Raw genomic sequence first — 12,760 nt, 5'->3', positions numbered from 1 at the left:
CGGGAAAGTCGCTGACTGTCTAAGATTTTCAACCCAAAATCCCAAACCCCAAATCTAAAATTTTAGGACTCCTTCCCGCCTCCAATCAGTAGAGTAACTTTTCCTCATAAAAAAGCCCCCAATTGGGGGCAAGCTTTGTCAAAAAAGCAAAAACAAAGATTCAAATCAGATAGAGGATGGTGAACAAAATAATCCACACAATATCGACGAAGTGCCAATAAATCTCTGCGGCTTCAACGCCAAAGTGGTGTTCGCTGCTGTAGTGACCGGGTTTTAAACTGCGCCACAAAACAGCAATCATCGCCCCTAGTCCTAAAAGAACGTGGAGACCGTGGAAACCAGTCAGAACATAAAACGTGCTGGCAAACAAGTTAGTGCTGAGGCCAAATTCCAAATGGGTATACTCGTAAACCTGACCCCCCAGGAAAATCGCTCCCATTAAGGCAGTTGCGGCAAACCAAGTCCTTAAACCTGCCACATCGTTCTTTTTGATGGCAGTATCCGCATTGTGGATCACGAAACTGCTAGAAATCAGAATCAGTGTGTTGATTCCGGGCAGTAATAGCTCTAACTTTGGCGTTCCTTCCGGGGGCCAACTGGGTGCCACAGCGCGAAAGGCGAGATAGGCGGTAAATAAGCCGACAAAGATCATGCCTTCCGCAATCAGAAACACAATCAGCCCCTGGATGCGGAAATCATGATGTTCTACGCCGTGGGCTTCCACAGTCGCTTCTGAGTTGTGGTGATAGTTGAGGGCAGTTTTCGCTGGGTCAATCGTTGAACCTTGCATGAATCTCCTCTAGAAAGAGTTGGATACGTAATGGGTAGTGGAGAATCGGTAATAGGTCATCGTTTCCCGATTACCGATTACCATTACCGATTGTGACTTTCTCCTTGGCGGTCATCGGGATTCACCGCCACTGCGGGATCGGGATCGGCACGGAGAGCCGAGTCAGGGCCAGCAGCCAAGACTGGATTTCGAGGCTCGTCAAAGGGCACCTCTACTTGAGTGCGGCGATCGCCCATCCCATAGTCATAAGGCCCAGTGGCTAACACTGGGTCTTTCTCAAAGTTTTCCGGTGGCGGGGGCGAGGTTGTCATCCACTCTAGGGTCAGTCCTTGCCAGGGGTTATCAGGTGCCTTGGGACCCGCTATCCAACTCCAGCAGGCATTAACAATGAAAGGAATGGTGGAGACGGCGAGGATGTATGCCCCAATCGTGCAGATCACGTTGAGAGTGGTAAATTTCGGGTCATACGAAGCAATCCGTCGGTTCATCCCTTCTAGACCTAGCTTGTGCATCGGCAGGAATGCCATATTGAAGCCAACCAACATCAGGACAAAGTGAACTTTGCCCCAAGTTTCGTTCAGCATCCGCCCCGTCATCTTGGGGAACCAGTGATAGAATCCGGCATAAATGCCAAAAACACTGCCGCCAAAGAGGACGTAGTGCAAGTGAGCCACGACAAAGTAGGTGTCGTGAACGTGGATATCAAAGGGCACGGCTGCCACCATGACGCCACTGATGCCGCCGATGACAAACATGGAGATGAAGCCCATTGCGAACAGCATGGCGCTGTTCAGGCGCAGTTTGCCACCCCAAATGGTTGCCAACCAGCTAAATACTTTGATCCCGGTAGGGACAGCAATCACCATTGTGGTGATCATGAAAAACATCCGCAGCCAGGCAGGGGTGCCGCTGGTAAACATATGGTGCGCCCAGACGATTAGCCCCAAAAAGCTGATCGCCAGACTGGAATAAGCGATCGCCTTATAACCAAAAATCGGCTTGCGGGCGTGAACCGGCAAAATTTCTGAGATCATCCCGAAGAAGGGGAGGATCATGATGTAGACCGCCGGGTGGGAGTAAAACCAGAATAGGTGCTGATACACGATGGGATCGCCCCCCCCGGTCGGGTTAAAGAAGGACGTACCCACCAGCAGGTCAAAGGATAATAGAATCAGTGCCCCTGCTAAGACTGGCGTAGCGATGAGAGCCAATGCAGAAGTGGCGAGCATTGCCCAGCAGAACAAGGGCATTTGATTCCACCCCATCCCTGGCGTCCGCATCTTCCAGATGGTGACGAGAAAGTTGATTGCTGCCAGGATCGAAGAGGTTCCCAGGATCAGGACGCTGAGAATCCAAATCGCTTCACCGGGTTTGCCACTAACAACGCTCAAGGGGGGATAAGAAGTCCAACCCGCACCGGGTGCCCCGACCAAGAAACTGCTCAACAGCAGCAACCCGGCCGGTGGGATGATCCAGAAGGCGATCGCATTCAGTCTCGGAAACGCCATATCCCTTGCTCCAATCAGCAAGGGCACCAGGTAATTCCCAAAGCCGCCGGTTCCCGCAGGCACGATCCACAAGAAGATCATCACCGTCGCGTGAACCGTAAATAAGCTGTTGTAAACATCTGGGGCGACAAAATCGGACTCTGGGGTTGCCAGTTCCGTGCGAACGGCTGTTGCCAGGACTCCACCAATCAAATAAAAGATAAACGTCGTGACCAGGTATTGAATCCCAATCACTTTGTGGTCGGTACTAAAGCTAAAGTATTCTCGCCAATGCGTTACCTTCGGTTGTTCACCGTGGGCTGGTAGATTTGCTTTTTCTTGAAGCTCTACTTGTGTCATCTCAAATTCAGAAGTTAAGGGGGGTCAGAAGAGTTTTGAGTTTTGAATTTTGAGTTTTGAATTGAATAAAAGATTTTTACGAGAACTTTTTTAACTCACAACTCAACACTCATCACTCATCACTCTCTTACTCAGTGGTGGTGGAGAGGGTGTAGAGTTTCGGCATCGATCCCCATTTCACTGGCGTAGGGAGCCAAAAACTCAGCATCTGAGCGTTCTGCGGGGTTTACTGCCACCGCCCGATCGAGAGTCTCCGAACTGGCAACTTCTTGCTGCTCGGCAAGCCAATTCTGGAAATCTTCGGGGGTCTGAACAATGACCGTTGTCTTCATGACTCCATGATAAGCACCACAGAGTTCCGCACAAATGAGCGGATACTCACCGAGTCTGTTGGGTGTAAACCGCAGCTCAGTTTGGCGTCCTGGAACCGCATCCTGCTTGAGGCGAAACTCAGGCACCCAAAAAGCGTGTATAACATCATTTGCCGAGATGTTCAATTTCACTTCCCGTCCAAGCGGAAGATGCAATTCGCCCGCTGTCACATCGGTTCCGGGGTAGCTAAAAAGCCAAGCAAACTGTAGACCCGTAACATTCACATAAAATTCTGGATTTTGTCCTTGCTTGTCAGGTGTGGGACCAATGCGACCGGAAGTTACGCCTACATCGGCTGAATCCCGCAGTTGAGGAAGCTCCTTGCGGACTTTTGCCGTAGCGGGGTCTTCTAAGACTTTATCTTGCAGCTGCTGATTGCGATTTTCAGTATCTGTGGCGCTTTCAGCCTCTGTCAAGGTAGCTGCGATCGCTGCCCCTGGCATTTTGGCAACCTGCTGATGACTTGGAGCGTGGGCAACCGAGTGATCCATCGGATTCAGCCCGCCGATTTGACCATAAACCTCAAAACTGTAGATCGAGATTCCTAGGACGATCACCGCTGGAATCGCCGTCCACAAAATTTCTAAGGGAACGTTGCCATGCACGGGTGGCCCGTCCGTATCATCGCCAGGACGTTGCCGAAATCTAATTGCCGCAATGATAATTATTCCCTGAACCAGCAGGAACAGACCTGTGGAAATGGTCATCATCGCGTTAAACAGCCTGTCGATTAGGGTTGCTTCCTCAGAGGCTGCTATCGGCAAAAGACCGTGGTTTTGACCGTACCACAGGCTGACAAGGGTCAGCACAATGCCAACCAGTAAAGTTAATATCGAGCTTGGGATTTTCACGGGCTTTGTCTTGGATTTGGTGCAATTCTAAACAAAACAGTGTGGGCTGATGCCCAGACCGATTTGGTCTATCTAGACTGCCTCGAAGTGAAGCTGCCTTTGTGTTCGATCTTAGGAAATCAGTAAGAGCCTCATTAACCACGGTAAGGCAGAGATCCCATAAAGGTGAGCCAATCTGAGTTATCTTTTGGAATTTTTTTGGGATCGCCGCCATTTTCAGGAAAGGTACCAGCAGACAAAGCCATTTCCGCTAGGATGAATCCTGGGAGGCGTCTCCCGCCCTGTCAGGGATTCGGGATTTAGAGCTAGAAGATTGCTTCTGGATTCTAGCGGTTTTCTCTTTGAATACCAGTATTCTTTTTTACAATGAAATACTTGATTTAGAAGCAATCTAAAAATTTTAGCTACCAAGATGATTGCATTGCCCTAATTCGCCTCAATTTCCGCCAAATCTCGGCAATTGGAAGAAATTCCTAAAGCGGTGGCTGATGATGCAACGGGGTCATTAGAGTGGTAGCTAGAGCCGGTCATCTTCCTCCATTCAGATGCTAGGTTGGAATTGAGCGGATACTCTGATTTGATTGGTGAAAAATTAGCTTTTTGAACGCTATGACAGAATCCGTCCTTCATCAGGATGTTCGCACTCCGGAGGATTCCCACCCTAGGGACAAGATCCGTCGCTTGGTGTTTCGGTTGGGCGTAGCTACGCTGGTTTTGATGGCGATTGGGAGTGCCACAAGAGTGATGAATGCTGGGCTGGCGTGCCCGGATTGGCCTCTATGCTACGGTCAACTGGTGCCTTCTTCGCAGATGAATCTTCAGGTGTTTCTGGAGTGGTTTCACAGGTTGGATGCATCGGCGATCGGCTTAGGCGCGATCGCGCTAGCAGTTCTTTCCTGGTGGCATCGGCTATCGCTCCCCAAATGGCTGCCTTGGGCGTCCACCTTCGCACTCTTTTTAGTCGTATTTCAGGGCGTTTTGGGGGGACTGACGGTCACGCAACTGCTGCGTTTTGATATTGTCACTGCTCACCTAGGAACAGCACTGTTGTTTTTCATGACCCTCCTGATAATTGGCGCGGCACTGTTGCCTTATCAAGGCACGGGCACGGTTGGAAAATTGCCGTGGGTGAGTTTAACGGCTGCAATTTTGGTCTATCTACAAAGCCTCCTGGGTGGATTAGTGGGTTCTCGCTGGGCGCTCCATCAGTGCTTTGGGGCGCAAGAGTTGTGTACGGTGATGAATAGCCACATTGCGGGTGTCGTTCCCCCAACTTTAGCGATCGTCGCTATCGTGCTTTTGGCATGGCGCACACCCGCACTGCACCCGATGCTGCGCCGTCTGGCTAATCTGGGTGGTGGTTTACTGGTGTTACAAGTGATTCTCGGTGTGGCGACCTTCCGCTTGCACCTCCAAGTAGAACCACTGACCGTCGCTCACCAGGCAGTCGGAGCCGCCTTACTCGGAACGCTTGTTGCTTTTACTGTTTTGGCGTTGCGCGATCGCGCCAGTGTCATTCCCAACCCTTCCGTATAGCTCTTCATCAATCCGCACCCCTCAGGGTGGGACTCTACAAACAAAGCCTGCACTCGTTTACCCTTGAGAGATCGCGTTGCGGCAGGCTAAGTAATTTAGGAAAAAATAAATAATGCAGGAAATGATAGTTGGAACCGATGTCTCCCGCAGACACCAAAACTTCCTAGAGGTCATTCAGAGTTACTACCAGCTGACAAAGCCCCGAATTATCCCGCTGCTGTTGATCACAACGGCGGCGAGTATGTGGATGGCATCAGATGGACAGGTAGATCCGCTGTTGTTATTGGTGACGATGGCGGGTGGGACTCTCGCTGCCGCATCTGCTCAAACCCTCAACTGCATCTACGATCGCGATATCGATTATGCAATGGAGCGTACCCGCCACCGCCCGATTCCTTCCGGTCGGGTGCAGTCCCGCGATGCGCTAATTTTTGCAATTGTCCTGGCTTGTCTCTCTTTCACCTTGCTGACCGTCTTCGCCAACCTGCTCAGTGCCCTGTTGGCAATGTCAGGCGTTGTCTTCTACATGGGCATCTACACCCACTTGCTAAAACGCCACACCACGCAAAACATCGTGATTGGCGGTGCCGCAGGAGCGATCCCGGCGCTAGTCGGTTGGGCCGCTGTTACCGGCACCTTAAGCTGGGCAGCTTGGCTGCTTTTTGCGATTGTGTTTGTGTGGACGCCTCCCCATTTCTGGGCGTTAGCTTTAATGATTCGAGATGACTACGCCAAGGTCGGGATTCCGATGCTGCCAGTGGTTGAAGGGGAAGTGGTCACGACTCGGCAAATTTGGCTTTACACGCTGATTATGGTACCGATGACGTTGTTGCTGGTTTATCCTTTGGGCGCGTCTGGTATCGTTTATGGGATTGTTGCCTCAATCCTGGGGAGTCTCTTTATTAAGAAAGCATGGCAGATGTTGCAGTCACCTGGAGATAAACAGGTCGCGCGATCGCTTTTTAAATACTCCATCCTCTACATGATGCTGCTCTGCACCGGCATTGTCGTTGATAGTTTGCCAGTGACGCATCAATTTACTGCATTGGTTGGCGAGCATCTACAGACATTCATTAGCGCGATCGCAATTTTGCAATGATCCCGCGATTAGAAATCGCGACTAAACAAAAAACCCGCCTTGGCGGGTTTTTGCGTTGAAAGCGATCGCGTTTTGGCAAGGAACTCTCAAGAGGCACTCAAGGCTAAACTAGGAAACATAAAGTAAGGAAGGGTATGAATTATTCCTACATCAGCACAGCTATTGACTTGCTTCATCCTGAGTTCTTGGGCAACGAAGATGTATTTGCCTATTTATATAGTTCGCATAGATGAACCTACAGGAGGAGTATTCTTCCTAGCTGGAGAAGAAACCGAAATTTTGATTTTCCGCAATGGAAGCTGGAGGTATTTATGATAAAACCTAATTTTGAGGCAATGAGTCGCAAAGAACTACTAGCCTACATACAAGAACATCGAGACGACGATGAAGCCTTCCGTATTTACATGGATAGGGTGACGGCTGAACCTGCTACAGAAATATATCCGGCACCGCAATCAATTGACGATCTTAAACATTTTCCTGAGTTGCTAGAAAAACATCGCGCCCGACGAAAAGAGGATTTGTAGTAGTAAAGTTTGAGGGCGATCGCATTCCTATCAACAATTCGCGCGATCGCATACATTGAAAATGAAAGTAGCAGTTTCTTCATCAGCTCTATCTATTTGTTGGCTGTTAGTCAATTCCCCAGTTTGCTGTAAGTTACCCTACCTGCTGAACTTGAGTAAATACTGCATCTTACAGTCCACAAGTTTCGATGCGCGAGAACAGACAACCACCCAAAACTAAATCCCATACAAACAACCGCCAACCTCGATCAGTCACACCTGCTTGAACACGCGACACTCGTGCGGGAAAATGCCCATCGGGGGCATTTGAGGTGAAAGTAAGACCAGAATAGTATTGCTATTTATTATTCACATACCATCCAACCCGCTCACCAAACTTATACCAGGCTTGGTAATCGTAGTAATCACAGACGCCGCTTGGGCTTTCCTGCTCTATCCAAATGCGCTTCTGTACGCTAAAACCGAAGCGTCCTTGGCTGTACTTTACCCACAGATGATCAATTATGCACAAATCTTCACAGGGGAAGTCCTTGATGTTTTCTTCTGTAAGATCGTCTCTTACTGTCCTTCCTCTTACCTGTAGCATCTTACTTAGCGTTTCCCAATCGGCTTCTTTCCAGTTGCCAGTTATAAGTAGCTTTTCTAGATGCCGGTAATCAACTCCCCTAGATGAAATAAGCTGGATGGAAGGTAGAGGAAAATTGTGAGTATGGATTGCTAAGTGTTGAGTTGACAAAGCTAACGGCTGAGTCCTTAAAGACGAGGGCTGTGGCTTCAGAGTTTGTAGCACTTCATCAGCACATTTATAGCGATTCTTCACATAGTCTTGGAGCAGTTTATCTAATACTTGCTGCATTTGAGAACTAATGGTTGTAGCACGTGGCAGATGCTCTGTCCATATCCAACGACCATTCAAAGCATCATAAATATCATCAGAACCGTCTTCCTTTGGCAAACATTGAGTTAGTAGCCGAACACAAGTTACGCCCAAGCTGTAGAGATCGCTAGCTGGGTAAACTTGACCACGCATTTGTTCTATGGGTACATATCCAAGTGTCCCCACTGTTGTACCAACTCGACTGAGAAGCGTTCCAGCTACCTGTTTGGAAACCCCGAAATCAATCAGCATCAACTTGCCATCCTTGCGGCGGCGCATAATATTTTCTGGCTTAATATCCCGGTGAATTACACCGCATTCGTGTACAAACTTGAGGACTGGCAACAAATCGGCTAAAAGTTGTTTTATCTTTTCTTCGCTAAAAGCTCCCTGCTGGGTCAATTCTTGTAATAAATTCTGCCCCTCAATAAACTCTTGCACCAAATACAGGCAGTTATCCTGTTCAAAATAAGCCCCTAATCGGGGAATTTGCGGATGTTCTCCCAAGTCATACAATCGCTTCGCTTCTTGCTTAAATAGTTCCGTCGCTTTCTCAAGTGCTGCCGTTCCCTGCACTTGTGGAACAAATTGCTTAATGACGCAGGGATCGTCCATTCTATCTGCATCTGTAGCTTCATAAGTTCTGCCAAAACCACCTTTACCCAAAAGTCGAATTACCCGGTAGCGGTTGCGGAATAATGGTGAAAGTGCTTGCAAACCACAGCTTTGACAAAACTTATTCCCATCGGGATTGAAGGGATTTGAGCAAGTGGGAATGGAACAATAGAGCATATCTGGGAAGGCTTCAGCAGATTGTGTCTAGATTCAGTCTTCCCGAAAAACTGGTAAATATTGAGCCTCAATCCAACAACTCATCCACCGCCACACTAAATCCCTGCGATACCACTTCTGGGACAACAGCAGTAGTTACCATAGCCATCCACTCATCTTTACAGAATGCTCGGAGTTTGGGTTTGAGGCAATGGTAGCGCGATCGCTTATCCGTATAATTGTCTGGCGCTGTATCGTCCTGAGATGGTACGGACTTTTCGCCTTTCAAAGGATGAATTCAGTACGGTGGGAGTATAAATCCTGATGAGGGATTGAAATACAATAGAAACAAATAGTGTTTAGATTTGTTAATTAGGGACATCTATGGCTCCCGCTGTTTTAATCGAAAAGCTTCAGAAACGGTACGGCTCAGTAGAAGCCGTTAAAAATGTTTCCTTTCAGGTCGAACCTGGTGAAATTTTTGGTCTATTGGGACCCAATGGTGCCGGGAAAACAACAACCCTGCGGGTCTTGTGTACCCTGACAACACCCGATGCTGGCAAAATTGAAGTTTCTGGCATCTCCGTTGTGGATAACCCCAGGGGGGCAAGGCAACGCTTGGGCTATGTGGCTCAGGAGGTCGCCTTAGATAAGGTGCTGACAGGAAGGGAACTCTTGCAACTGCAAGCCGCGCTGTATCACCTCCCCGGTGCCGTGGCGAAACAGAGAATTGAGGCGGTGCTGAGCGTCTTGGGATTGCAAGAATACGCTGATAAAAAAACTGGCACCTACTCTGGCGGTTTACGCAAGCGCCTCGACTTAGCCGCTGGGTTGCTGCATCAGCCGGATGTCTTAGTTCTGGATGAACCAACCGTAGGGCTAGATATTGAAAGCCGTGTAGTCGTGTGGGATTTCTTGCGCCAGTTGCGAGCATCCGGGACAACGGTGCTGATCACCAGCCACTATTTAGAAGAAATTGATGCTTTAGCCGACCGGGTGGCGATTATCGACCGGGGGGTAGTGATTGCCTCTGGGACGCCTTCTGAGTTGAAGGATCGGGTGGGAGGCGATCGCATCACCCTGCGTATCCGCGAATTTTCTCCCATTGAAGAAGCAGAGAAAGCGAAAAATATGCTGCAATCTCTGCCCTTTGTGCAAGAAGCAATCATCAATAACGCTCAGGGGAATTCGCTCAATTTAGTAGTGACGCCCCAAAGCGACGCGCTGATGACGATACAGCAATCTCTCCAAGCCGCTAATTTACCGATTTTTGGCATTGCCCAAGCTAGACCTAGCTTAGATGATGTTTACCTTGCGGCTACGGGGAGAACCCTGATGGATGCAGAACTTGCAGCAGCCGGTAGCCGAGATCCGAAGGCAGAGAAAAAGCAGAATATGCGCTAAAACAAGCTTTTACACCACCAAGCGACCAAAATCCAAAATCCAACATCAACATCTGAAATTGATATGAGCAGTACGATAACGCCTCCTAAACCTGATATCCGGTTGCAGCCAGAGGCAGCGGGTAAATCTAATGCCGGTGCTGCATCCAGCCTCGTCAGTGACTTTATTCAAGAAACTCTGGCTTTAACGAAGCGCTTATTCATTCAATTGCAACGGCGTCCTTCGACTCTCGTGGCGGGAATTATCCAGCCTTTAATGTGGTTGGTTCTATTCGGGGCGCTGTTTCAAAATGCTCCTCAAGGCATTTTTGGCAATGATTTGAGCTACGGGCAATTTCTCGGTGCCGGTGTGATTGTTTTTACCGCCTTTGCCGGGGCACTGAATGCTGGATTGCCGGTGATGTTTGACCGGGAATTTGGCTTTCTCAACCGCTTATTAGTCGCTCCTCTGGCATCCCGATTTTCGATTGTTGCTGCCTCAGCTATCTATATTGTGACGCTGAGCTTAATCCAAGCGGCAGTAATTGTTGCAGCTAGCGCTTTTCTGGGAGCCGGTTTACCTAATCTTTTAGGCTTGGGCGCGATCGCATTGATTGTTCTGTTGCTGGTTCTGGGTGTCACCGCTTTGAGCTTGGGTTTAGCTTTTGCTTTGCCCGGTCACGTCGAGCTGATTGCTGTGATTTTTGTTACTAACCTGCCTTTACTGTTTGCCAGCACAGCCCTCGCCCCTTTATCCTTCATGCCCAATTGGTTGCAGGTTGTTGCAACTCTCAATCCCCTCAGCTATGCGATTGAGCCAATTCGTTATCTGTATCTCCACAGTGATTGGGCACTCAGTAGCGTGGTAATGCAAGCTCCTTGGGGCACTGTAACTTTTGGCACTGCCATATTGGTGCTTCTCGGTTTTGATGCAGTAATATTATTAACAATTCAACCCCTGCTGCGTCGTCGGTTTGCTTAAGAATCGTCTTGAGTAATGAGTACCAAGTCTTGAGTGAGTTTTGAGTTATAAAGTTGAACATAGAGATCAATTTTTTCGTCTTTATTCAAAACTCAAAACTCACAACTTTCGTAGCGTGTTTCGCCCCAAATTGTCATGAATAAAAAAACTAAACTGGTTCTCGGTGTTCTGGCTGGCATGGGATTCGCCTCCTGCTTGCTGCCTCAATTGACTCTGGCTCAATCAACCCTGTCGCAACCAGGAGCGGTCAGTCCCGCAGACACTTTCCAAGAGCAAAATACAGACCCATTTTCTCGGACGAATAACGGCGGTGCGTCTGGTGTCTTTGACTTGATGCATCGAGCCACCTTGGGCAACATTCGCAGTATGGACGAGTTTAATACCGACCAGAAGAATAATCTGAATACTGCCGCCGATCAGTTCCGACGTCAACAACTACAACTTCTTGGTACTCCCAATCAGGCAGCACCTGTAGCACCTGTCACTCCAGTAAACTCAGTAACACCCGCCTCTTCGACGCCATAACTAATCAGTATTCAAAGAGTCCTGTGATTGAGAAGCCCGGTTTCCTTAAGGAAACCGGGCTTCTCGGATTATTTCTAGAGACTAAAGTCGTCGGCTCAAGAAGCCAGTGCCGCTAAGATATCCTGAGCATGACTACCCGTGTTGACGCTGGAATCAACGTGAACGATCTTGCCAGTGCCATCAATCACGTAAGTTACGCGCTGGGCATAACCGCTACTTCCTTCAACGTCATAAGCTTTGATAATGCTGCCATCGACATCTGCCAGTAGGGGAAAAGGCAAATTGAACTTCTCGGTGAATTTCTGGTGAGACGCTTCATCATCCTTGCTAACGCCCAAGACTACAATATCTTTGCCTTGATAGTCTGCATAGGCATCTCGAAAGCTACAAGCTTGTTTGGTACAGCCGGGTGTATCATCTTTGGGATAAAAATACAAAATCACAGTTTTTCCTGCCAAATCAGACAACGAGACAGTGTTCCCATTGGTATCTTTGGCGGTGAAAGTGGGTGCCGTTGTACCGACTGCTAGAGCCATAAATTCTATTTCCTGCTCAGTTATGATTGTTTGGTGAAAATCAAATTTTACAATATTTTAAAATTCCGCTTGGGCTAAGCTAAGGTGGATGACGGCAGTCAGTCTCCTAACGAGACGCGCCGGAGAGCGTCTACAGCTAAAACCATAAAGCTTGTGGGTGCGATCGCGAGAAGTCGGTGAAAGAATAACCGATATTGACTAGATAGCAATTTTTAATCCTCTGCTGTTTCCTGGCATTAGAGATAGAGATGAATTCTGTTGAGGCAAAAAACTCCCAGTCGATTCAATATTCCCCTGGCAGTGTGTCCCGTGCCGACCGGGCGATGCGCTGTTCGCCCTTCCTCCTGCCTTTGTTTGCGGCGATGCGCTCAACCAGCGTTCCCCTGCAAGCGATCGCTGGTGCTTCAGGCGTCCAACACCAGTACACCCGCCATCCTGTGCGGGAACTAGGCGCAGAAAGTTCTCTGTTGTGGCTGATTCAAGTAGGCATTCTGCGGCGAGAGGTGGATGGTCAAGGAATCACCGATAGTTTTCGCCTCACGCCTTTGGGACGCCAATTGGTTGAAAAATGGGAACTTCAGGGTGGTTCGTGGCCTGCCCCCTCTCTTAGCGATCGCTTCTATAATGCCTTAAATCGTTGGTTCCGCTTGTTTTGAGGACTGAGG

13 protein-coding genes are annotated in these 12,760 nt (G+C 48.8%); 7 read left to right on the top strand and 6 right to left on the bottom strand.

Annotated features, from left to right (window positions below; translation table 11 throughout):
- Positions 1–160 precede the first annotated feature (160 nt).
- The 3 genes from NDI44_RS19630 to NDI44_RS19620 all read right to left on the bottom strand — a co-directional run bounded on the left by NDI44_RS19630 (position 161) and on the right by NDI44_RS19620 (position 3,860).
- Positions 161–790 (bottom strand): heme-copper oxidase subunit III, encoded by a 630-nt coding sequence (locus NDI44_RS19630; RefSeq protein ID WP_190410978.1) that lies wholly within the window; start codon positions 788–790, stop codon positions 161–163.
- Positions 791–873: 83 nt separating this feature from the next.
- A complete protein-coding gene (gene ctaD, locus NDI44_RS19625) occupies positions 874–2,637 on the bottom strand; it encodes a cytochrome c oxidase subunit I (RefSeq protein WP_190410977.1) in 1,764 nt (587 codons plus the stop codon).
- A gap of 131 nt (positions 2,638–2,768) precedes the next feature.
- A complete protein-coding gene (locus NDI44_RS19620; protein ID WP_190410976.1) occupies positions 2,769–3,860 on the bottom strand; it encodes a cytochrome c oxidase subunit II in 1,092 nt (363 codons plus the stop codon).
- Between the two features lie 609 nt (positions 3,861–4,469).
- On the opposite strand from NDI44_RS19620, the gene NDI44_RS19615 reads away from it, so the two are divergent.
- The 3 genes from NDI44_RS19615 (at position 4,470) to NDI44_RS19605 (ending at position 7,022) form a co-directional block, all read left to right on the top strand.
- The gene (locus NDI44_RS19615) at positions 4,470–5,396 is read left to right on the top strand and encodes a heme A synthase (RefSeq protein WP_190410975.1); all 927 of its coding nucleotides are present in this window, start codon (positions 4,470–4,472) and stop codon (positions 5,394–5,396) included.
- Between the two features lie 112 nt (positions 5,397–5,508).
- Complete coding sequence (locus tag NDI44_RS19610; RefSeq protein ID WP_199304738.1) at positions 5,509–6,495, top strand: heme o synthase; 987 nt, start codon at positions 5,509–5,511, stop codon at positions 6,493–6,495.
- A gap of 311 nt (positions 6,496–6,806) precedes the next feature.
- The gene (locus tag NDI44_RS19605) at positions 6,807–7,022 is read left to right on the top strand and encodes a hypothetical protein (protein WP_190410974.1); all 216 of its coding nucleotides are present in this window, start codon (positions 6,807–6,809) and stop codon (positions 7,020–7,022) included.
- A gap of 337 nt (positions 7,023–7,359) precedes the next feature.
- Here NDI44_RS19605 and NDI44_RS19600 read toward each other — a convergent pair whose 3' ends face one another.
- A complete protein-coding gene (locus tag NDI44_RS19600) occupies positions 7,360–8,691 on the bottom strand; it encodes a serine/threonine-protein kinase (RefSeq protein WP_190410973.1) in 1,332 nt (443 codons plus the stop codon).
- A 67-nt stretch (positions 8,692–8,758) separates the two neighbouring features.
- Positions 8,759–8,959, bottom strand: a complete 201-nt coding sequence (locus tag NDI44_RS19595; RefSeq protein ID WP_190410972.1) for a hypothetical protein — start codon at positions 8,957–8,959, stop codon at positions 8,759–8,761.
- 95 nt (positions 8,960–9,054) lie between these two features.
- Here NDI44_RS19595 and NDI44_RS19590 point away from each other — a divergent pair, with 95 nt between their 5' ends.
- The 3 genes from NDI44_RS19590 to NDI44_RS19580 all read left to right on the top strand — a co-directional run bounded on the left by NDI44_RS19590 (position 9,055) and on the right by NDI44_RS19580 (position 11,559).
- Positions 9,055–10,074 (top strand): ATP-binding cassette domain-containing protein, encoded by a 1,020-nt coding sequence (locus NDI44_RS19590; protein ID WP_190410971.1) that lies wholly within the window; start codon positions 9,055–9,057, stop codon positions 10,072–10,074.
- A 63-nt stretch (positions 10,075–10,137) separates the two neighbouring features.
- A complete protein-coding gene (locus tag NDI44_RS19585) occupies positions 10,138–11,034 on the top strand; it encodes an ABC transporter permease (RefSeq protein ID WP_190410970.1) in 897 nt (298 codons plus the stop codon).
- A gap of 135 nt (positions 11,035–11,169) precedes the next feature.
- Positions 11,170–11,559: a hypothetical protein gene (locus NDI44_RS19580; RefSeq protein ID WP_190410969.1), complete on the top strand. Its 390-nt coding sequence runs from the start codon at positions 11,170–11,172 to the stop codon at positions 11,557–11,559.
- Between the two features lie 95 nt (positions 11,560–11,654).
- On the opposite strand, the gene NDI44_RS19575 is transcribed toward NDI44_RS19580, so the two are convergent.
- Positions 11,655–12,095 (bottom strand): peroxiredoxin, encoded by a 441-nt coding sequence (locus NDI44_RS19575; RefSeq protein WP_190410968.1) that lies wholly within the window; start codon positions 12,093–12,095, stop codon positions 11,655–11,657.
- A gap of 248 nt (positions 12,096–12,343) precedes the next feature.
- Between NDI44_RS19575 and NDI44_RS19570 the strand changes: the two genes are divergently transcribed.
- Entirely contained in the window at positions 12,344–12,751 is a 408-nt protein-coding gene (locus tag NDI44_RS19570) for an Npun_F0494 family protein (RefSeq protein WP_190410967.1), read from the top strand.
- Positions 12,752–12,760: the final 9 nt, after the last annotated feature.

Origin of the sequence: Trichocoleus sp. DQ-A3 (assembly GCF_039961975.1) — a bacterium.
Taxonomy (GTDB): domain Bacteria; phylum Cyanobacteriota; class Cyanobacteriia; order Cyanobacteriales; family FACHB-T130; genus FACHB-T130.
This window is presented reverse-complemented; position numbering and strand designations above follow the sequence as displayed.

What these genes read in the sequence shown, in the direction of transcription:
- NDI44_RS19590 (WP_190410971.1), top strand. Translation starts at nt 9,055, where the DNA reads ATGGCTCCCGCTGTTTTAATCGAAAAGCTTCAGAAACGGTACGGCTCA.
- NDI44_RS19615 (WP_190410975.1), top strand. Translation starts at nt 4,470, where the DNA reads ATGACAGAATCCGTCCTTCATCAGGATGTTCGCACTCCGGAGGATTCC.
- NDI44_RS19610 (WP_199304738.1), top strand. Translation starts at nt 5,509, where the DNA reads ATGCAGGAAATGATAGTTGGAACCGATGTCTCCCGCAGACACCAAAAC.
- NDI44_RS19570 (WP_190410967.1), top strand. Translation starts at nt 12,344, where the DNA reads ATGAATTCTGTTGAGGCAAAAAACTCCCAGTCGATTCAATATTCCCCT.
- NDI44_RS19630 (WP_190410978.1), bottom strand. Translation starts at nt 790, where the DNA reads ATGCAAGGTTCAACGATTGACCCAGCGAAAACTGCCCTCAACTATCAC.
- NDI44_RS19600 (WP_190410973.1), bottom strand. Translation starts at nt 8,691, where the DNA reads ATGCTCTATTGTTCCATTCCCACTTGCTCAAATCCCTTCAATCCCGAT.
- NDI44_RS19585 (WP_190410970.1), top strand. Translation starts at nt 10,138, where the DNA reads ATGAGCAGTACGATAACGCCTCCTAAACCTGATATCCGGTTGCAGCCA.
- NDI44_RS19605 (WP_190410974.1), top strand. Translation starts at nt 6,807, where the DNA reads ATGATAAAACCTAATTTTGAGGCAATGAGTCGCAAAGAACTACTAGCC.
- NDI44_RS19575 (WP_190410968.1), bottom strand. Translation starts at nt 12,095, where the DNA reads ATGGCTCTAGCAGTCGGTACAACGGCACCCACTTTCACCGCCAAAGAT.
- ctaD (WP_190410977.1), bottom strand. Translation starts at nt 2,637, where the DNA reads ATGACACAAGTAGAGCTTCAAGAAAAAGCAAATCTACCAGCCCACGGT.
- NDI44_RS19580 (WP_190410969.1), top strand. Translation starts at nt 11,170, where the DNA reads ATGAATAAAAAAACTAAACTGGTTCTCGGTGTTCTGGCTGGCATGGGA.